Annotated in this window: 16 protein-coding genes; 7 read left to right on the top strand and 9 right to left on the bottom strand. The window is 55.5% G+C overall.

All coding sequences use genetic code 11. The features are described from left to right. Positions 1 to 49: 49 nt before the first annotated feature. Complete coding sequence (locus PO881_RS18440) at positions 50 to 1,540, top strand: PLP-dependent aminotransferase family protein (protein ID WP_280172197.1); 1,491 nt, start codon at positions 50 to 52, stop codon at positions 1,538 to 1,540. On the opposite strand, the gene PO881_RS18445 is transcribed toward PO881_RS18440, so the two are convergent. Next, a complete protein-coding gene (locus tag PO881_RS18445) occupies positions 1,507 to 2,130 on the bottom strand; it encodes a glutathione S-transferase (RefSeq protein ID WP_101762777.1) in 624 nt (207 codons plus the stop codon). The two genes, PO881_RS18440 and PO881_RS18445, sit on opposite strands and share 34 nt — an antisense overlap. A gap of 113 nt (positions 2,131 to 2,243) precedes the next feature. On the opposite strand from PO881_RS18445, the gene PO881_RS18450 reads away from it, so the two are divergent. Then, the gene (locus tag PO881_RS18450) at positions 2,244 to 3,092 is read left to right on the top strand and encodes a PhzF family phenazine biosynthesis protein (RefSeq protein ID WP_101762778.1); all 849 of its coding nucleotides are present in this window, start codon (positions 2,244 to 2,246) and stop codon (positions 3,090 to 3,092) included. Between the two features lie 82 nt (positions 3,093 to 3,174). On the opposite strand, the gene PO881_RS18455 is transcribed toward PO881_RS18450, so the two are convergent. Continuing rightward, positions 3,175 to 3,933: an SDR family oxidoreductase gene (locus tag PO881_RS18455; protein ID WP_280172198.1), complete on the bottom strand. Its 759-nt coding sequence runs from the start codon at positions 3,931 to 3,933 to the stop codon at positions 3,175 to 3,177. A 115-nt stretch (positions 3,934 to 4,048) separates the two neighbouring features. Between PO881_RS18455 and PO881_RS18460 the strand changes: the two genes are divergently transcribed. The 3 genes from PO881_RS18460 (at position 4,049) to PO881_RS18470 (ending at position 7,625) form a co-directional block, all read left to right on the top strand. After that, positions 4,049 to 4,948, top strand: coding sequence for a LysR family transcriptional regulator (locus PO881_RS18460; RefSeq protein WP_101762793.1), 900 nt, complete (start codon positions 4,049 to 4,051; stop codon positions 4,946 to 4,948). A gap of 45 nt (positions 4,949 to 4,993) precedes the next feature. Beyond that, the gene (gene yhjD / locus PO881_RS18465; RefSeq protein ID WP_110867713.1) at positions 4,994 to 6,001 is read left to right on the top strand and encodes an inner membrane protein YhjD; all 1,008 of its coding nucleotides are present in this window, start codon (positions 4,994 to 4,996) and stop codon (positions 5,999 to 6,001) included. A gap of 289 nt (positions 6,002 to 6,290) precedes the next feature. Continuing rightward, positions 6,291 to 7,625 (top strand): MFS transporter, encoded by a 1,335-nt coding sequence (locus tag PO881_RS18470; RefSeq protein ID WP_101762781.1) that lies wholly within the window; start codon positions 6,291 to 6,293, stop codon positions 7,623 to 7,625. 252 nt (positions 7,626 to 7,877) lie between these two features. Here the strand turns inward: PO881_RS18470 and ilvC are convergent, their stop codons facing one another. Next, positions 7,878 to 9,353 (bottom strand): ketol-acid reductoisomerase, encoded by a 1,476-nt coding sequence (gene ilvC, locus PO881_RS18475; protein WP_192415448.1) that lies wholly within the window; start codon positions 9,351 to 9,353, stop codon positions 7,878 to 7,880. 161 nt (positions 9,354 to 9,514) lie between these two features. Between ilvC and ilvY the strand changes: the two genes are divergently transcribed. Beyond that, complete coding sequence (gene ilvY, locus PO881_RS18480) at positions 9,515 to 10,396, top strand: HTH-type transcriptional activator IlvY (protein ID WP_008106630.1); 882 nt, start codon at positions 9,515 to 9,517, stop codon at positions 10,394 to 10,396. On the opposite strand, the gene ilvA is transcribed toward ilvY, so the two are convergent. From ilvA to ilvL, 6 genes are all read right to left on the bottom strand, one after another. Further along, positions 10,397 to 11,944 carry a threonine ammonia-lyase, biosynthetic gene (ilvA, locus tag PO881_RS18485; protein WP_192415445.1) on the bottom strand — a complete coding sequence of 516 codons (1,548 nt, stop codon included), beginning with the start codon at positions 11,942 to 11,944 and terminating at the stop codon, positions 10,397 to 10,399. 3 nt (positions 11,945 to 11,947) lie between these two features. Continuing rightward, the gene (gene ilvD, locus PO881_RS18490; protein ID WP_280172199.1) at positions 11,948 to 13,798 is read right to left on the bottom strand and encodes a dihydroxy-acid dehydratase; all 1,851 of its coding nucleotides are present in this window, start codon (positions 13,796 to 13,798) and stop codon (positions 11,948 to 11,950) included. Positions 13,799 to 13,860: 62 nt separating this feature from the next. After that, the gene (locus PO881_RS18495) at positions 13,861 to 14,790 is read right to left on the bottom strand and encodes a branched-chain amino acid transaminase (protein ID WP_007888821.1); all 930 of its coding nucleotides are present in this window, start codon (positions 14,788 to 14,790) and stop codon (positions 13,861 to 13,863) included. 18 nt (positions 14,791 to 14,808) lie between these two features. Next, a complete protein-coding gene (gene ilvM / locus PO881_RS18500; RefSeq protein ID WP_101762784.1) occupies positions 14,809 to 15,066 on the bottom strand; it encodes an acetolactate synthase 2 small subunit in 258 nt (85 codons plus the stop codon). Next, a complete protein-coding gene (ilvG, locus tag PO881_RS18505; protein ID WP_271461144.1) occupies positions 15,063 to 16,709 on the bottom strand; it encodes an acetolactate synthase 2 catalytic subunit in 1,647 nt (548 codons plus the stop codon). Before ilvG ends, ilvM begins: the two co-directional genes overlap by 4 nt. A 149-nt stretch (positions 16,710 to 16,858) precedes the next feature. Continuing rightward, positions 16,859 to 16,957, bottom strand: coding sequence for an ilv operon leader peptide (gene ilvL, locus PO881_RS18510; RefSeq protein ID WP_071531048.1), 99 nt, complete (start codon positions 16,955 to 16,957; stop codon positions 16,859 to 16,861). 328 nt (positions 16,958 to 17,285) lie between these two features. On the opposite strand from ilvL, the gene PO881_RS18515 reads away from it, so the two are divergent. Continuing rightward, positions 17,286 to 18,806 (top strand): YifB family Mg chelatase-like AAA ATPase, encoded by a 1,521-nt coding sequence (locus tag PO881_RS18515; protein ID WP_280172200.1) that lies wholly within the window; start codon positions 17,286 to 17,288, stop codon positions 18,804 to 18,806. Positions 18,807 to 18,813 lie beyond the last annotated feature (7 nt).

The raw sequence follows: 18,813 nt of genomic DNA on the forward strand, positions 1-18,813 counted from the left end.
GTACAGTTGTTTCAAAAATGAATTGTACCCATCGCGCGCGGAGGCTTTTGTGTCCCTTCCACTCTCATCCGGTCAAACGCTGTATCAGCAGTTGGTCGATAGCTTTGCCGAGTCGATACATCAGGGCACGCTGAAGCCGGGTAAACGGCTGCCGGCGATACGCCGCGTGGCACAATCGCATCAGGTGAGTATCAATACCGTGCTCAATGCATGGCAAATCCTCGAAGATCGCGGCCTGATTGAATCGCGGCCGCAGTCGGGTTATTACGTGCGTGGCGTGCTGCCCGCCGTGACGCGTTCAGTAAAACCGCTACCGGCAAAAATCAACGATCCCAGCGCGCAGAAGCTGGAGCTGATTGAGCAAGTGTTCGCGGCGCAAAATAATCCCGATTACACCAATATCTCATTAGCCTGTCCGCAGGATGGCACCTTCTATCCGGCGGCGCGGATCGGGCGAATTACTGCGTCGATTTTGCGCCAGAATCCCGACATTATCGGACGCTATGCGCTTCCACCCGGTAGTGAGCGCTTACGGGAGGAGATTGCGCGTCGTGCCCTGCACAACGGCATCAACTTGCCGCCGCAGGCGATCACACTGACGCACGGCTGCATGGAAGCACTCCAGCTGGCGCTGCGCGCGGTGACTAAACCCGGCGATTGCATTGGTTTGGAGTCGCCGACCTATTTCTTCCTGTTCCCGCTGCTGGCGTCGCTGGGGCTGAAAGCGCTGGAAATTCCTACCGATCCGCAGCAGGGATTGTCGCTGGATGCGCTGGAGATGCTGCTGCAGGAGAAGCGGGTTCAGGCGGTGATCGCCATGCCCGGCGCGCAGAACCCGCTGGGATATGTGATGCCGCTGGAGAATAAAAAGCGGCTGGCGAAGTTAGTGAACACTTACTACGTTCCACTGCTGGAAGATGGTTTGTACGACGAATTGCAGTTTGAGTGGCCGCTGTCGCCGCCGGTAAAGGCGTTTGATAGCGAGGGTTGGGTGATTTACTGCACCAGCTTTACCAAAACCGTGGCGCCTGATTTCCGCGTCGGCTGGACTGCTGCCGGGCGTTTTCATGACGCTATCGCTCACCTCAAAGCGGTGTCTTCGATGGCGGAATCACGCTTGTTAAGTGAAACCCTGGCCGAATTTCTTGCCAGCGGCGGCTACGATCATCATCTGCGCACGCTGCGTCGGCGCTATGCAGCCAATCTGGATGCGGCGCGCGGGATTCTGGCACGCCACTTTCCGCAGGGCACGCGCGCGACCCTGCCGCGCGGCGGGTTTGTTTTTTGGGTCGAACTGCCGGGGAATATTGATACCGTAGAGATGTTTCATCGTCTGCTGCAGGAGCAAATCTGTGTGACGCCGGGCGCGCTCTACTCCCTGAGCGATCGTTACAAACATGCGTTGCGCCTCTCCTGCTGCTACCCGTTTGATGAACGTTATACGTGGGCGCTGCAGCGCACCGGCGCGCTGGCCTGTGAAATGACAGGCCTCGCGCCGGGACAGGATCAGGGTTTGCCGTTGCGGCCCCAGGTGGTGTAAGGCTCGCGCTCGGTCAGGCGTTCGTAATAAGTCTGCACCGCCGGGAAGTCAGGGTGTTCCAGCGGGGTTTCAAACCAGCGGTTCACCGCCAGCCCAACCGGAATATCGGCCAGCGAGAAATTGCGGCCTGCGACATAGCGCCCGGTTTTCTCCAGATGCTGGTTGAGTATGTTCATGGTGTGCGTCCAGCCTTTCACCGCCGCTGCCAGCAAGCGGGGATCCTGATGCGCCGGCGAGTTGCGCACCAGCGACATAAATGCGTAACGCCAGGACGTGTTAAGTTCGGTGGCTTGCCAATCCATCCACTGATCAACTGGCGCGCGCGCGCGGGGATTGTCGGGATAGAGCCATTCGCCGCCATTGCTGTTGGCGAGATAGCGCAGAATAGCGTTGGATTCCCACAGCACGAAGTCGTCCTCGATTATTACCGGGACCATGGCGTTGGGATTGAGCGCCATAAACTCTTTCGAGTGCAGCGATTGTGGATCATCGCCCCAGGGTTCTAATTCGTACGCAATATCGAGTTCTGCGCACAGCCACAGAACTTTTCGCACGTTTATTGATGAAGTACGGCCAAGAACTTTTAACATTGCGGACTCCGATTCCAGAATTCTTAATCTATTCATAGCCCTGTTGCTGGCCTTTCGCAATCAGCAGGATGTAAATCCCGATTTCAGACAACCTCAACGAGGAAGGAGTGACAATGAAGGTCGCATTTAAACAGGTGGACGTGTTTACCTCATCGGCGTTTAAAGGTAATCCGCTGGCGGTGATCATGGATGCACAGGGATTGAGTGACGCGCAGCTGACGGCGATTGCGCGCTGGACCAATCTGTCGGAAACCACCTTTGTGCTGCCGCCACAGGATGCGTCGGCGGATTACCGCGTGCGCATTTTTACCGTCGAAGGTGAACTGCCTTTTGCCGGGCATCCGACGTTAGGTACCGCGCATGCGCTGCTGGAAGCCGGTTGGCCGCTGAAAACGCCGGGAAAAATCGTGCAGGAGTGCGGCGTTGGTCTGGTTGAGGTGAAAATCAGCGATGACGGAGCGCTGGCGTTTGCCGCGCCTGCCGCCACATTAACGCCGTTCAGTGATGCGCTGATGAGCAGCGCGCTGAACAGTGAATCATTCGATCTCAGCCAAATGCCGACCATCGTTGATATGGGTATTCGCTGGCTGCTGATTCCTATGAGTAGCGCGCAAGCGGTGCTGGATGTGGTGCCGTCCGCAGCCGATTTACACCGTTTACATCAGCATGCTGAGGTTAACGGTACGGCAATTTTTGGTGCGTTACCGTCGGGCGAAAACGAGCAGTATGAAGTGCGCGCATTGCTGGTTGAGAACGGCAGCTTGACTGAGGATCCGGTGACCGGCAGCGCCAACGCCTGTCTGGCGCGCTATTTCGAGGCTAACAAGCAAACGCGGGATTATCGGGCACGTCAGGGCAGCGCGATTCAGCGGGAAGGTCGCATTCAGGTGAGTTTTAGCGATAAAGCGATCTGGATTGGTGGCCAAACCGTGACGGTGATTGACGGGACGATTGAGCTGTAATTGTAATCTGCACCATCCGTAGCGGCGCAATTTATTGCGCAATAAATTGCGCCGCTACGAATATGTGCATCAGTTTATATTTTTACAGACCTTGGCCGCCTGAGGCTTCAATGCGCTGTGCGGTGATCCAGCCGGTTTCATCGCTGAGAATCGCGCTGATGGCATCGCCGATATCACCCGGCAAGCCGACGCGGCCCAGCGCGGTGACTGAAGCGATATGATCGTTGAGATCTTTGGTATCACGCACGCGACCGCCGCCGAAGTCGGTTTCAATCGCGCCTGGCGCCAGAATGTTGACGCGGATATGACGCTCGCCTAACTCTTTGGCCTGATAGCGCGTTAACACTTCCATCGCGCCTTTAATTGAGGCATACGTGCCTGAACCTGGCAGCGTTAAACGGGTTAAACCGCTGGAGATATTCAGGATGCGTCCACCATCAACGATCAGCGGCAGCAGTTTTTGCGTCAGGAAGAACGGCCCTTTGAAGTGCACATTCACCAGCGCATCAAACTCATCTTCGCTGGTCTCTGCGAACAGCTTGTAGTGACCGTGACCGGCGTTGTTCACTAAATAATCAAAGCTGTCACGCTGCCAGGTTTTCTGCAGCGCTTCTCTCACCTGCGCCACGAAGCCGTCAAACGTGCCTGTGTCGCCTACATCCAGCTGCAACGCCACCGCACGCGCGCCCAGCGCTTCAATCTCCTGCACAACCGCCTGCGCTTCTTCCGCGTGACCGCGATAGGTAAACAGGATATCAGTGCCTTTGGCAGCCAGTTTCAACGCCCCATTCTTGCCTAAACCGCGATTTCCGCCGGTAATCAATGCAATTTTATGACTCATGTTTCGCTCCAGTTGGAAAATTGAACACGTGTTAAGGATATTCGTGAATAATTGATCTATAAACGCAGAGGAATACGCAGCACTGTTTCACTAACAACAACAATCGGTGAACAACATGGATAAAATTCACGCTATGCAGGTTTTTGTGCGGGTGGCAGAAATGGGCAGTTTTACCCGTGCGGCAGAAAGCTTAGGTTTACCGAAAGGCAGCGTATCCCGCCAGCTGCAGGCGCTGGAGAATCAAATGGGGACGCGCCTGCTGCATCGCACCACGCGACGTGTGCACCTGACGCAGGACGGCCTGGTTTATTACGATCGCTGCCTCGATTTACTGTCGATGCTCGACGACATGGACAGCCTGTTCCAGCACGATCCCGGCACCTTAAGCGGCAAATTGCGCGTGGACATGTCGGTGGCGATGGCGACCGGCTTTGTGCTGCCACGATTGCCGGAGTTTTTGCAGCACTATCCCGGTCTGGAAATTGAGTTGAGCAGCAGCGATCGTCAGGTTGATGTGATTCGCGAAGGATTTGACTGCGTAGTGCGCGTTGGCGAGCTGAAAGATTCCGGGCTGATTGCGCGGAAAATCGGCTCGCACGCCTTGATCAACTGCGCCAGCCCCGGCTACCTTTCCCGCTTCGGCATGCCGGTGCGGCTGGAAGATCTGTCGCAACACGCGATGGTGCATTACACCCAGCAGCTGGGACAACCTTCATTGGGCTTTGAATATTTTGATGGCAAACAGTGTCATTACGTTCAAACCGGCGGCGTAGTGACGGTAAACAGCACCGAAACCTATCGCGCCGCCTGCATGGCCGGGCTCGGCATTATTCAGGTGCCGGCGATTGGCGTGCAGCCGCTGCTGGAATCGGGGCAACTGGTTGAAGTGCTGCATCACTTCCCGGCGAAACCGATGCCGATCTCGCTGCTTTATCCGCATCGCCGCAACGTGGCGCGCCGCGTGCGAGTGTTTATGGAATGGCTCAGCCAAGTCCTGCAGGAATATGTAACTTAGCAGACTATAATTGTATTTTCGCAGTGAACAGGATGACTATCGTCTATGACGGACAAAACCCCTAAACAGACTGCGGCCGAGGCAGAAGCCAAGCCGCTGATTGATATTAAAACCGGCAATAAAACCGTGGATGGCTCGATTCAGAATGTGTCGCGCTTCGCTGCCTGGTTCCAGGCGATTCCGGCGGTGGCGCACTTTATGCGCGCGCTGGAACGCTTCAACGATCGTCTCGGTAGCCAGTTTGGCGCGGCGATCACTTACTTTTCCTTTCTCTCTCTGATACCGATTTTGATGGTCTCCTTTGCGGCGGTCGGTTTTGTGCTGGCGTCGAATCAGGATTTGCTCACCGAGTTGATCAACAAAATCGTTAACAGCATCAGCGATCCGACGCTGGCCACCACGCTGAAAAATACGGTGAATACCGCGATTCAGCAGCGTGCCACAGTGGGATTAACCGGTTTGCTGCTGGCGCTCTACTCCGGCATTAACTGGATGGGCAACCTGCGTGAAGCGGTGCGCGCGCAGTCACGCGACGTGTGGGAACGCACGCCGGACGATCAGGAGAAATTCTGGAAGAAGTACGCGCGCGATCTGATTTCGCTGTTGGGTTTGATGTTTGCGCTGGTGATTACGCTGTCGCTGACCTCGATTGCCGGCGCGGCGCAGGCAGCGATCGTTAACGCGCTGGGGCTGGAAGACATTGAGTGGCTGCGCCCAGCGATGACGGTGATTGCGTTATCTATCTCTATCCTGGCTAACTATCTGCTGTTCCTGTGGATCTTCTGGATTTTACCGCGCCACAAGCCGCGTAAAAAAGCGCTGTTCCGCGGCACGCTGCTGGCGGCGATTGGCTTTGAGGTGATCAAGTTTGTAATGACGCTGACGCTGCCGAAGCTGGCAAGCTCGCCGTCGGGCGCGGCCTTTGGTTCAGTACTCGGCTTAATGGCGTTCTTCTACTTCTTTGCGCGTTTGACGCTGTTCTGCGCCGCGTGGATCGCCACCGCCAAATACAAAGATGATAAAGAGATGCCGCAGCCGCATCAGGCTAAATAAGCCAACGAGGTTGTTACAATTGCCGTACTAGCTAAAAATGTCTCCTGCAGGCTGCTTTTTCAGCAAAAACCAGCAGGAAACGCTAAAGGGTCACTTTAATTTGGCCCTTTTGCAGAGATTCCCGCCAAAAAAGTGACACTTCCCGTTCCCATCCGCCACTGATCGCAGCAACTCAGAAATTATCCACTTATTCGCCGAAAAAGCCCGGTCTGACGCGGTTTTTCGCCATTGAATGCCGCAAACCAGGTGCGTAAGATTCTCTGTCTACATTTACAATTAAGAAACACTTATGCAAGCCTCCATCACAGAAACACTCGACAAAAAACACGACGACACGCCGGTCAATTCACGTGGCAAAGTGGTTGTGGCATCGCTTGTCGGCACCGCCATTGAGTTCTTCGATTTCTATATCTATGCCACCGCTGCGGTGATTATTTTCCCGCACATCTTCTTCCCGCAGGGCGATCCGACCGTGGCCACGTTGCAGTCGCTGGCGACCTTCGCGATCGCCTTCGTGGCGCGTCCTATCGGTTCTGCCGTGTTTGGACACTTTGGCGACCGCGTTGGCCGTAAAGCCACCTTGGTGGCATCGCTGCTGACCATGGGCGTCTCGACGGTGCTGATTGGTTTACTGCCAGGTTATGAAACCATTGGCGTGGCAGCGCCGCTGCTGCTGGCGCTGGCGCGTTTTGGTCAGGGTCTTGGCCTTGGTGGCGAATGGGGCGGCGCGGCGCTGCTGGCGACCGAAAATGCTCCGGCGAAGAAACGTGCGCTTTATGGTTCGTTCCCACAGCTCGGCGCGCCGATTGGCTTCTTCTTCGCTAACGGCACGTTCCTGCTGCTTTCATGGTTACTGACCGACGAGCAGTTCATGAACTGGGGCTGGCGCGTGCCGTTTATTCTCTCTGCGGTGCTGGTGTTAATTGGCCTGTATGTGCGCGTTTCGCTGCATGAAAGCCCGGTATTCGCCAAAGTGCAGAAAGAGAACAAACAGGTGAAAATGCCGATCGGCACGCTGCTGAGTAAGCATCTGACCGCCACCATTCTCGGCACCTTCATCATGCTCGCCACTTACACGCTGTTCTACATCATGACCGTGTATTCGATGAGTTACGGCACCGCACCCGCACCGGCTGGCCTTGGCTATTCGCGTAACAGCTTCCTGTGGATGCTGATGGTGGCGGTGATTGGTTTTGGTGTGATGGTGCCGATTGCCGGTCTGCTGGCCGATCGCTTTGGTCGTCGTAAAACCATGATCACCATTACGTTGATGATTATCGCCTTTGCATTGATGTTCCCAATGCTGCTGGGTTCCGGTTCTCAGGTGCTGGTAATGGGCTTCCTGATCCTTGGTCTGAGCATTATGGGCCTGACGTTTGGTCCGATGGGCGCGCTGCTGCCAGAGCTGTTCCCAACGGAAGTGCGTTATACCGGCGCATCGTTCTCTTACAACCTATCGTCGATTCTTGGTGCCTCGGTAGCGCCTTATATCGCTACCTGGCTGAACGCCCATTACGGTTTGCAGGCGGTGGGTTTCTATCTGGCTTCGATGGCGGTGTTGACGTTGATCGCGCTGATTGCCTGTAAAGAGACGCGAAATCAGACGCTGTATGAAGCGGTGTGATTGAGCTGGCTGTACTCTGGGTCGTGGGTGCTTGCTGTCCCTTAGGTATGTGCTCGCTGTCCCCCTCCTCGGTCCTCCCCCATAAATGGGGGAGGAAGATGCTGCCATATGTGAGTTCTGAAGCTGCATGTGGCAGCGTCTCCTTCCCCCGCAAGCGGGGGAAGGACGGGATGGGGGACAGCGAGCACCAATAACAAAAAACCCCGGCAAGCCGGGGTTTTTTATTGTGCTGAAAACTGTGTCGCGCGTGGCTTAGCCAGCGACAGCGATACGTTTCATATCGGTCATGTAGCCACGCAGTTTGCGGCCTACAGATTCGATTGGGTGCTGACGAACGGCTTCGTTGACGTCACGCAGCTGCGCGTTATCCACCTGCGTACCTTCAACTGCTTTGCCCAGATCGCCCGGCTGCAGCGTGGTCATGAACTCTTTCAGCAGTGGAACTGCCGCAAAGGAGAACAGGTAGTTACCGTATTCTGCGGTATCCGAGATCACCACGTTCATTTCATACAGACGCTTACGTGCGATGGTGTTAGCAATCAGCGGCAGCTCGTGCAGTGATTCGTAGTAAGCCGACTCTTCGATGATGCCCGCGTCAACCATGGTTTCGAATGCCAGCTCAACGCCTGCTTTGACCATCGCAACCATCACGACGCCTTTGTCGTAATATTCCTGCTCTTCGATTTTGCCATCAAACTGCGGTGCGTTTTCGAATGCCGTTGCGCCGGTCTCTTCACGCCAGGTCAGCAGGTTTTTGTCGTCGTTAGCCCAGTCAGCCATCATGCCTGAAGAGAATTCGCCAGAGATGATGTCATCCATGTGCTTCTGGAACAGCGGAGCCATGATGGTTTTCAGCTGCTCAGACAACGCATAAGCGCGGATTTTTGCCGGATTAGACAAGCGATCCATCATCAGCGTGATGCCGCCAAACTTCAGTGATTCGGTGATGGTTTCCCAGCCGAACTGAATCAGTTTTTCGGTGTAAGCCGCGTCATGACCTTCAGCCACCAGCTTGTCGAAGCACAACAGAGAACCGGCCTGCAGCATACCGCACAGGATGGTCTGCTCGCCCATCAGGTCAGATTTCACTTCCGCAACGAAGGAAGATTCCAGCACGCCTGCACGGTCGCCGCCGGTCGCTGCTGCCCAGGCTTTAGCAATCGCCATGCCTTCGCCTTTCGGATCGTTTTCCGGGTGAACGGCGATCAGCGTAGGTACACCGAAACCACGCTTGTACTCTTCACGTACTTCCGTACCCGGGCACTTCGGCGCCACCATCACGACGGTGATGTCTTTACGGATGGTTTCGCCTACTTCAACGATGTTGAAACCGTGTGAGTAACCCAGCGCAGCGCCATCTTTCATCAGCGGCTGAACAGCCTGAACGACCGCAGAGTGCTGCTTGTCTGGCGTCAGGTTAACCACCAGATCGGCCTGTGGGATCAGCTCTTCGTAAGTACCGACTTTGAAGCCGTTGTCGGTCGCTTTGCGGAAAGAGGCACGCTTATCAGCAATCGCTTCAGCACGCAGGGCATACGCCACGTCCAGACCAGAATCACGCATGTTCAGACCCTGGTTCAGACCCTGAGCACCACAGCCAACGATGACCACTTTCTTGCCTTTCAGGAAGCTAGCGCCATCAGCGAATTCGTCGCGTGACATGAAACGACATTTGCCCAGCTGCGCTAATTGGTTGCGCAGATTCAATGTGTTGAAGTAATTAGCCATGGGTACTCCGGTTAGATGTTGTGTTTGTTTTTGTTCAGTAACGACGTTATCTCTTACGCCGCGAATGACCCCATCATATGACAGGAAATCCGTTGCTTAAATTGATATATTAGCAAGGTCACATTGCATAATTTGCAACATAACCTTGAGGCGATACGCGCATGGATTTACGAGACCTGAAACTCTTCCTTCATCTGGCTGAAAGCTGCCACTTTGGCCGCACCGCGCGTGCCATGCACGTCAGCCCTTCAACTCTTTCGCGCCAGATTCAGCGCCTGGAAGAGGATGTCGGTCACGCGCTGTTCCTGCGTGATAACCGCACCGTCACGCTAACCGAAGCCGGTGAGCGCCTGCGCCAGTTTGCGCAGCAGACGTTGCTGCAGTATCAGCAGTTACGCCATGTGATGGATCTTAACGGCCCGTCACTGAGCGGTGAACTGCGCCTGTTCTGCTCGGTGACCGCCGCTTACAGCCATCTGCCGCCGATTCTTGACCGCTTTCGTGCTGAACATCCGCAGGTAGAGATCAAACTTACTACCGGTGATGCCGCCGATGCGATTGAGATGGTGCAGTCCGGCGACGCCGATCTCGCCATTGCCGGTCGCCCAGAATCGCTGCCGGCCAGCATAGATTTTACGCCACTGGGCCTGATTCCGCTGGTGCTGATCGCTCCGGCGCTGCCTTGCCCGGTGCGCAATCAGGCGACGCAGGAGCAACCCGATTGGGCGCAAATTCCGTTTATCCTCCCGGAACAAGGACCTGCACGCCGCGGCATCGATTTATGGTTCCGCCGCCAGCGCATTCCCAATCCGCAGATTTATGCCACGGTTTCCGGTCATGAGGCGATTGTGTCAATGGTGGCGCTGGGATGTGGTATTGCGCTGCTGCCGGATGTGGTGCTGGAGAACAGCCCGGAACCGGTGCGCAATCGCGTGTTAACGCTGGAGAATGTGGAGTCTGTCGCACCGCTGGAACTCGGCGTTTGCGTACAAAAAAAGCGGCTCGGAGAGCCGCTTATCAATGCGTTCTGGCACCAGCTGTAATCACTGCCCGGCGAGGAAGAAACGGAACGCCGGGTTGCTCGCTTCGTCATGCCATTCGTAACCCAACGCGGTGAGATGGGTTTCGAAATCCGGTTCCTGATCGTTGGCTTCAAATGCCGCCAGCACGCGGCCATAATCGGTGCCGTGGCTGCGATAATGGAACAGCGAGATATTCCAGTGCGCACCCAACGTCTGCAGGAACTTCAGCAGCGCGCCCGGTGCTTCCGGGAATTCAAAGCTAAACAGGCGTTCGCGCAGCGGCTTCGATGGACGTCCGCCGACCATGTAGCGCACGTGCAGCTTGGCCATTTCGTCATCCGACAGATCCACCACGTGATAACCGGCTTCGCTCAGTTGGCTGATGATCTCACCGCGCTCCTCCAGCCCGCGCGTTAAGCGCACGCCGACGAAAATGCAGGCGTTATCCGCATCGGCGTAACGATAGTTGAACTCGGTGATGGAGCGCCCGCCGATGGTCTGACAGAACTTGAGGAAACTGCCCTGCTGTTCTGGAATGGTGACCGCCAGCAGCGCTTCACGCTGTTCGCCCAGTTCGCAACGCTCGGAGACATAGCGCAAGCCGTGGAAGTTGACGTTGGCACCCGACAACACGTGCGCCAGGCGCTCACCTTTGATGTCGTGCAGCTGGATGTACTTCTTCATACCCGCCAGCGCCAGCGCGCCGGAAGGTTCCGCCACGGCGCGCACATCTTCGAACAGATCTTTCACCGCTGCGCAAATTGCATCGCTATCCACCGTGATGATGTCATCGAGATACTCCTGACACAGACGGAAGGTTTCGCTGCCGATGCGTTTGACCGCTACGCCTTCCGCAAACAAGCCCACGCGCGCCAAATCTACCGGTTCACCCGCTTCCAGCGCGGCCTTCAGGCAGGCTGAATCTTCCGATTCCACGGCAATCACTTTGATCTGCGGCATCAGCTGCTTGATCAGCACCGCGACACCCGCCGCCAGACCACCGCCGCCGACCGGCACGAAGACGCGATCGAGATGCGCATCCTGCTGCAGCAACTCCATCGCCAGCGTGCCCTGCCCGGCGATCACCGCCGGATGGTCAAACGGAGGAACGAAGGTGTAACCCTGCTGCTCTGCCAGCTCAATCGCTTTGGCTTTCGCCTCGTCGAAGTTGGCACCAAACAGATAAGCCTCACCGCCAAATGCGCGTACTGCATCAACCTTGATGTCTGCCGTGGCCAGCGGCATCACAATCAGTGATTTGATGCCCAACGTGCTGGCCGAAAGCGCCACGCCCTGCGCATGGTTACCGGCCGAAGCCGTGACCACGCCGCGAGCTTTTTGCTCTTCGTTCAGCCCGGCAATCATCGCGTAAGCCCCGCGCAGCTTGAAGCTATGCACCGGCTGACGATCTTCACGCTTCACCAAAATGGTGTTGCCAAGACGCGATGAAATTTTTTCCATTTTTTGCAGCGGCGTCACCTGGGCAATTTCATACACCGGTGAACGCAGCACTGCGCGCAAATACTCCGCGCCGTTTGGCGTCGCGGAGAGCGGTTGAGACTCAGCCATCGGTTAGCCTCCCAGCTTGGACTTATCGCGTACCGCGCCTTTGTCTGCGCTGGTCGCCAGTGATGCATAGGCGCGCAGGGCAAACGAGACTTCACGTACGCGGCCGTGCGGGGTATAAGCCGCATCGCCGCGCGCTTGCTCTTCTTCACGACGGGCGTGCAGTTCGTTATCCGGTACCGCCAGCTTGATACCACGGTTGGGGATATCGATCTCAATCATGTCGCCATCTTTCACCAGCGCGATGGTGCCGCCGCTCGCCGCTTCCGGAGAGGCGTGACCAATCGATAAGCCTGACGTGCCGCCAGAGAAGCGACCGTCGGTGATCAGTGCGCAGCTTTTGCCAAGGCCCATGGATTTCAGATAAGTGGTCGGATAGAGCATTTCCTGCATGCCCGGTCCGCCTTTCGGTCCTTCGTAGCGGATCACCACGACGTCGCCGGCTACCACTTTGCCGCCAAGGATCGCTTCAACTGCATCATCCTGGCTTTCGTACACTTTCGCCGGGCCTTTGAAGGTGAGGATCTCTTTGTCTACGCCCGCAGTTTTAACGATGCAGCCATCTTCGGCAATGTTGCCGTAAAGCACGGCTAAGCCGCCATCCTGCGAATAAGCGTGTTCGCGCGTACGAATACAACCCTCGGTACGGTCATCATCCAGCGTGTCCCAACGGCAGTTCTGCGAGAACGCCTTAGTGGTACGAATACCAGCAGGACCAGCGCGGAACATATCCTTCACCGCCTGATCTTTGGTCAGCATGATGTCGTACTGATCCAGGGTTTCACGCATGCTCTGCTGCAAGATGTTGCGCACGCTGGTGTCGATTAAACCGGCGCGATCTAACTCACCGAGAATGGCGATAACGCCACCCGCACGGTGCACATCTTCCATGTGATATTTCGGCGTACTTGGCGCCACTTTACACAGCTGCGGCACTTTACGAGACAAGCGATCGATATCGGAGATGTTGAAGTCGATTTCGCCTTCCAGCGCCGCTGCCAGCAGGTGCAGAACGGTGTTGGTGGAACCGCCCATAGCGATATCCAGCGTCATCGCATTCTCGAACGCCGCTTTGGTGGCGATGTTACGCGGCAGCATGTTGACGTCATCCTGCTCGTAGTAGCGTTTGGTCAGGCTAACGATGCGCTTACCGGCATTAATGAACAGCTCTTTACGATCGGCGTGTGTGGCCAGCAGTGAACCGTTACCCGGCTGCGACAAGCCCAGCGCTTCGGTCAGACAGTTCATCGAGTTGGCGGTGAACATACCGGAACAGGAACCGCAGGTTGGACAAGCAGAACGTTCGATCTGATCGCTGTCGGCATCGCTGACGTTCGGGTTGGCGCCCTGAATCATCGCATCAACCAGATCCAGCTTGATGATTTGATCAGACAGTTTGGTTTTACCGGCTTCCATCGGGCCGCCAGACACAAAGATCACCGGAATGTTGAGGCGCAGTGACGCCATCAGCATGCCAGGAGTGATTTTGTCACAGTTGGAGATACATACCATGGCATCGGCGCAGTGCGCGTTGACCATGTACTCCACTGAATCGGCAATCAGCTCACGTGAAGGCAGTGAATACAGCATGCCGCCATGACCCATGGCGATACCGTCATCCACCGCAATGGTGTTGAACTCTTTGGCCACGCCGCCAGCTGCTTCGATTTCCTCAGCAACCAGTTTGCCAAGATCGCGCAGGTGCACGTGGCCCGGTACGAATTGGGTGAATGAGTTGACCACGGCGATAATCGGCTTACCGAAATCGTCGTCGGTCATTCCTGTCGCGCGCCACAAGGCACGGGCACCGGCCATGTTACGTCCATGGGTGGTGGTGGCGGAACGGTACTTAGGCATGCTCTATTTACTCCAGTAATAATAAGGTTGCGGGCGCCATCTGACGCCCGCAAAAAATCTCGTTATGCGTTAACCGGATCCAACCAGCCCCACTTGTCTTCCGTCTCGCCAGTGAACAGGCCAAAGAATGCCTTCTGGATACGACCGGTGACCGGACCACGTTTACCTTCGCCGACTTGAATGCCGTCGACGCTGCGCACCGGAGTGATCTCCGCTGCAGTACCTGACATGAAGACTTCGTCGGCCAGATACAGGGATTCGCGCGACAGAACCTGCTCACGCACTTCAATACCCATGTCTTGCGCCAGCTTGATGATGGCGTCACGGGTGATGCCCGGCAGCGCTGAAGAGGTGAACGGCGGCGTGAACAGAATGCCATCTTTCACTTCGAACAAGTTTTCGCCAGCACCTTCTGAAATATAGCCGTTGGTGTCGAGCGCGATACCTTCCTGATAGCCGTGGCGGCGCGCTTCGCTGCCTACCAGCAGAGAGGAGAGATAGTTACCACCCGCTTTCGCGGCGGTTGGCAAGGTGTTTGGTGCAACGCGGTTCCACGAAGAAACCATGGCATCGATACCGTTTTCCAGCGCTTCAGCGCCCAGGTAAGCACCCCAGGGGAAGGCAGCGATGATTACATCGGTGGTGTAGCCATCTGGCGGGTTCACACCCAGACCCACGTCACCCACGAAGGCCAGCGGACGGATATAAGCGCTTTTCAGTTTGTTCACGCGGATCACTTCGCGGCACGCTTCCATCAACTCATCAACGCTGGCTTTAATCGGGAAACGGTAAATTTTGGCGGATTCATGCAGACGCTTCATATGCTCACGGTGGCGGAACACCACTGGACCTTTGTGTGAGTCGTAGCAACGCACGCCTTCAAACACAGAAGTACCGTAGTGCAGGGCGTGAGACATAACGCTGACCTTGGCGTCTTCCCACTTAACCATCTCACCATTGAACCAAATAAAGTCTGCTTTCTTCGTACTCATTGCTTTTTCCTTTGGCGACTATGCGCGGATTTGTTGTGTTGTCTGTTGTTGGATTTCGACGCAAGCGACATCCATAAGTTTGCTTAACTGCGAAGACAGTAAATCGACTGAGCGTTGGCTGGCAACGGTCATTTCGATATTAATGTTCTCCGCATTGACCGCGGTGGCCATATTCATCGCACACACCTGGAAACCACGGTGACGCACGACACGCAAAATGCGCTCCAATATTTCAGGACGAAAGCGGGCTTCGATAGACAATTGATGCTGATTCATGCGGTTTTCTCCATCATGTTTGCGTTGCTGGCACCCGGCGGTACCAATGGCCAGACGTTTTCATGCTCATCTATCGAAACATGCAGGAAGTAAGGACCTTCACTGTTCAGCAGAGCATCGAGGGCGGCGTCGACCTGATCTTTACGGCTAATGTGCTGGCCTGGGATATCAAACGCGCTGGCCAGCGTGAGGAAATCGGGGTTGTCGGTCAGAATGGTTTCGCTGTAGCGACCATCAAAGAACAGTTGCTGCCACTGGCGCACCATGCCGAGACGCTGGTTATCCAGCAGCAGAATTTTCACCGGCAGCTTGCCGCGCTTGATGGTGCCCAGCTCCTGAATGTTCATCATGATAGAACCATCGCCAGACACGCAGATCACTGTGTCCTCCGGACGTGCTACCTGCGCCCCAATCGCCGCCGGCAGGCCAAAGCCCATAGTGCCGAGACCGCTCGAGGTGATGAAGTTTTCTGGCGCGGTGAAACTCATGTGCTGAGCGGCCCACATCTGGTGTTGACCTACATCGGTGGTGACCACGGCGCTGTCCGCTTTGCGGTCAGACAACTGCTTCAGCAACAACGGCGCATAAATCGCTTCGCCTGGATGATCGTAGCGCCAGTCGAACTCGCTTTTCATCGCGCTAACTTCCTTGCGCCAGCCATCAATGTGCATTGGCATGCTCAGTGCCGGCAGCACCTGATTCATATCGCCTTGTAGTGAAACGTGAGCACGGCGCAGTTTGTTCAGCTCGGCAGGATCAATATCGATATGGATGACGCTGGCGTGCGGCGCGAAGGTGTCCAGCTTGCCAGTAACGCGGTCGTCAAAACGCGCACCAACCGCAATCAGCAAATCACAGGATTGTACCGCGAGGTTAGCGGCTTTGGTGCCGTGCATGCCCAGCATCCCGAGATAGAGATCGCTGCTGGCATCCGCGCTGCCAAGACCTTTCAGCGTAGAAACCATCGGAATACCGGTTTCCTGCGCCATGGCACGTAAGGCTGGAACCGCCTGCGCCATACCCACGCCGCCACCGATATACAGCATCGGCTTATGCGATTGCGCCATCAATGTGCGCGCCTCTGCAATGTGCTGCGCGGAGTGGCCGATTTCTTCCTCAACTGGCAGCAGATGAGGCGTCAGTTCGCCATTGGCGATCTGAATGTCTTTCGGGATATCGACCAGTACCGGGCCGGGACGACCCGATTGCGCGATGGCAAAAGCTTCTGCCATCACTGAGGGTAAATCATCAAGCGATTCAACGAGGAAACTGTGTTTGGTGCAGGCTAACGATAAACCAAGAACGTCTATTTCCTGGAAGGCGTCGGTGCCGATGAAGGCCGATGATACCTGGCCGGTGATCGCCACAACCGGGATCGAATCCATCATCGCATCCGCCAAACCGGTGATCAGGTTGGTGGCGCCGGGCCCCGAAGTGGCGATACATACGCCAGTCTTGCCGGTTGCGCGGGCATAACCGATAGCAGCCATCACCGCACCTTGCTCATGACGACACAGTAGGTGTTCCACGCCGCCATCGTAGAGCGCATCGTACACTGGCATGATTGCGCCGCCAGGATAGCCAAACACTGTATCGACACCCTGCGCGCGTAAAGCCTGAACTACCCACTGTGCACCTGTCATGGTTATTCTCCTGTATTCCTAGGGGAACAACAGAATTTTATGCTACTGCTCATAATCTGTTCCTCGCTAATTTGCTGATATTTAGCCTGGTCAAAAAAAAACCCCCGGACCTTTCGGTGCGGGGGTTTTTGGAATTCCAGACTTGATTTTTAAGCCTTTCTTTCTCCAAGCGATGCCCCGCACGGTGGGATAATAATCACCACCACGCTAATCACGACTAGGCTAATCACTTGTAGAAGGGCTTTCATGTGTTGTTTGTTTTTTCGATTGTTCGAAGTAATACCTACAGAGTTACCATAGTTAGCGTGTCGTTGACAATAATTTTCATTGGAAAATTTTATGATGCCGCTGGCGGCCCGCCGTTATCACATTGTAAATAAAAGGTTATTTACATTTGTGATAAAAATTCATAACGCCCGCGTCGTAATCTTCATTTGGAGTTTACGATCAAGCTCTGATTTTCAGTGAAAGAGCGGCAATTATCAGGGAATGTAAGGAATCTGGCTCTGAAGTTGAGCAGTAAGCCATTGTTCATCTGTCTGGCTGCTTTGATGATAAGGACAACAAGGAGCGGTTATGTCTTTATCGAAGGTATTAACACGAGCTGCGCTGGGTGTTCAGGCTCCGCTGGTGACGGTGGAAGTGCACATCAGCAACGGCTTGCCGGCCCTGACGCTGGTTGGACTGCCTGAAACCACGGTAAAAGAAGCGCGGGAACGGGTGCGAAGCGCGATTATTAATAGCGGGTTCACCTTCCCGGCGAAACGCGTCACCATCAATCTGGCGCCTGCCGATCTGCCAAAAGAGGGCGGACGCTATGACCTCCCCATCGCTATCGCCATTCTGGCGGCCTCTGAGCAGCTGCCAGACGCAAAACTGGGGCAATTTGAATTCCTGGGGGAGTTAGCACTTAACGGCGCGCTCTGTGGCGTTCAGGCCGCTATTCCAGCTGCGATGGCGGCACTGCAAGCAGGCAGACAAATGGTGTTAGCTGAACAGAATCAACAGGATGTAGGGTTGATTCAACAAGGCGAGACGCTGTTTGGCAAACATCTGGTAGAAATCTGTGCGTTTCTCCATAACAAAACCACTCTCACTGTCGCGCATTATCAGCCCGAAACGCTTGAACAGGAAAAGCAGGACCTCAGCGATATCATTGGCCAGGATCAGGGCCGACGTGCACTGGAGATCACCGCAGCTGGCGGGCATAACCTATTACTGATTGGGCCGCCTGGCACCGGCAAAACCATGTTAGCGACGCGTCTGCCCGGTATCATGCCACCGTTAGACGACCAGGAAGCGCTGGAGTGCGCCGCTATCGCCAGTCTGGTAAGCAGTGGCAATCTCCATCATCAGTGGCGCAAACGGCCGTTCAGAGCGCCTCATCACAGTTCATCACTCTATGCGCTGGTTGGGGGCGGCTCCTTGCCGCGGCCGGGAGAAATCTCCTTGGCACACAATGGCGTGTTATTCCTCGATGAGCTGCCAGAATTCGAGCGCAGAACGCTTGATGCTTTGCGCGAACCGATTGAATCCGGGGAAATCGCCATTTCACGCACGCGCGCTAAAGTGACGTATCCCGCGCGCTTTCAATTGATCGGCGCGATGAATCCCAGCCCGACCGGGCATTATCAGGGCAACCATAATCGCTCATCACCTCAGCAGGTGTTGCGCTATCTCAATCGGTTATCAGGACCTTTTCTCGATCGCTTTGATTTATCGTTAGAGGTCCCACTTCTGCCCAGTGGATCGCTAAGTAAGAAACAACAAGTCAGCGAAAGCAGCGCTGAAGTTTTAACTCGCGTCCTCGCCGCACGAAAGATTCAAACAGCACGCAGCGGAAAAGTGAATGCTCATCTCTCTAACCCAGAGATTTTACGCTGGTGTCCATTGAAGCAACAGGATGCTGAATGGCTGGAAGAAGTGTTGAATTCGTTGGGGCTTTCAGTACGCGCCTGGCAGCGGATTTTAAAGGTGGCCAGGACAATCGCTGATTTAGCAGGTGAAGAGCAGATTACTCGTAGTCATTTGCAGGAAGCGGTGGGATATCGCAGCATCGACCGCTTAATGATCTATCTGCACAAGACTCTGGAATAAAAAACGG

The sequence above is a fragment of the Pantoea sp. SS70 genome, from assembly GCF_029866845.1.
Classification (GTDB): Bacteria; Pseudomonadota; Gammaproteobacteria; order Enterobacterales; family Enterobacteriaceae; genus Pantoea; species Pantoea leporis.

Bases quoted from the DNA above. Each gene is read 5' to 3' on its own strand.
- PO881_RS18495 (WP_007888821.1), bottom strand. From the start codon at position 14,790: ATGAGTACGAAGAAAGCAGACTTTATTTGGTTCAATGGTGAGATGGTT.
- ilvC (WP_192415448.1), bottom strand. From the start codon at position 9,353: ATGGCTAATTACTTCAACACATTGAATCTGCGCAACCAATTAGCGCAG.
- PO881_RS18515 (WP_280172200.1), top strand. From the start codon at position 17,286: ATGTCTTTATCGAAGGTATTAACACGAGCTGCGCTGGGTGTTCAGGCT.
- ilvY (WP_008106630.1), top strand. From the start codon at position 9,515: ATGGATTTACGAGACCTGAAACTCTTCCTTCATCTGGCTGAAAGCTGC.
- ilvL (WP_071531048.1), bottom strand. From the start codon at position 16,957: ATGAAAGCCCTTCTACAAGTGATTAGCCTAGTCGTGATTAGCGTGGTG.
- PO881_RS18455 (WP_280172198.1), bottom strand. From the start codon at position 3,933: ATGAGTCATAAAATTGCATTGATTACCGGCGGAAATCGCGGTTTAGGC.
- PO881_RS18445 (WP_101762777.1), bottom strand. From the start codon at position 2,130: ATGTTAAAAGTTCTTGGCCGTACTTCATCAATAAACGTGCGAAAAGTT.
- PO881_RS18450 (WP_101762778.1), top strand. From the start codon at position 2,244: ATGAAGGTCGCATTTAAACAGGTGGACGTGTTTACCTCATCGGCGTTT.
- PO881_RS18460 (WP_101762793.1), top strand. From the start codon at position 4,049: ATGGATAAAATTCACGCTATGCAGGTTTTTGTGCGGGTGGCAGAAATG.
- ilvA (WP_192415445.1), bottom strand. From the start codon at position 11,944: ATGGCTGAGTCTCAACCGCTCTCCGCGACGCCAAACGGCGCGGAGTAT.
- ilvM (WP_101762784.1), bottom strand. From the start codon at position 15,066: ATGAATCAGCATCAATTGTCTATCGAAGCCCGCTTTCGTCCTGAAATA.
- ilvG (WP_271461144.1), bottom strand. From the start codon at position 16,709: ATGACAGGTGCACAGTGGGTAGTTCAGGCTTTACGCGCGCAGGGTGTC.
- ilvD (WP_280172199.1), bottom strand. From the start codon at position 13,798: ATGCCTAAGTACCGTTCCGCCACCACCACCCATGGACGTAACATGGCC.
- PO881_RS18470 (WP_101762781.1), top strand. From the start codon at position 6,291: ATGCAAGCCTCCATCACAGAAACACTCGACAAAAAACACGACGACACG.
- yhjD (WP_110867713.1), top strand. From the start codon at position 4,994: ATGACGGACAAAACCCCTAAACAGACTGCGGCCGAGGCAGAAGCCAAG.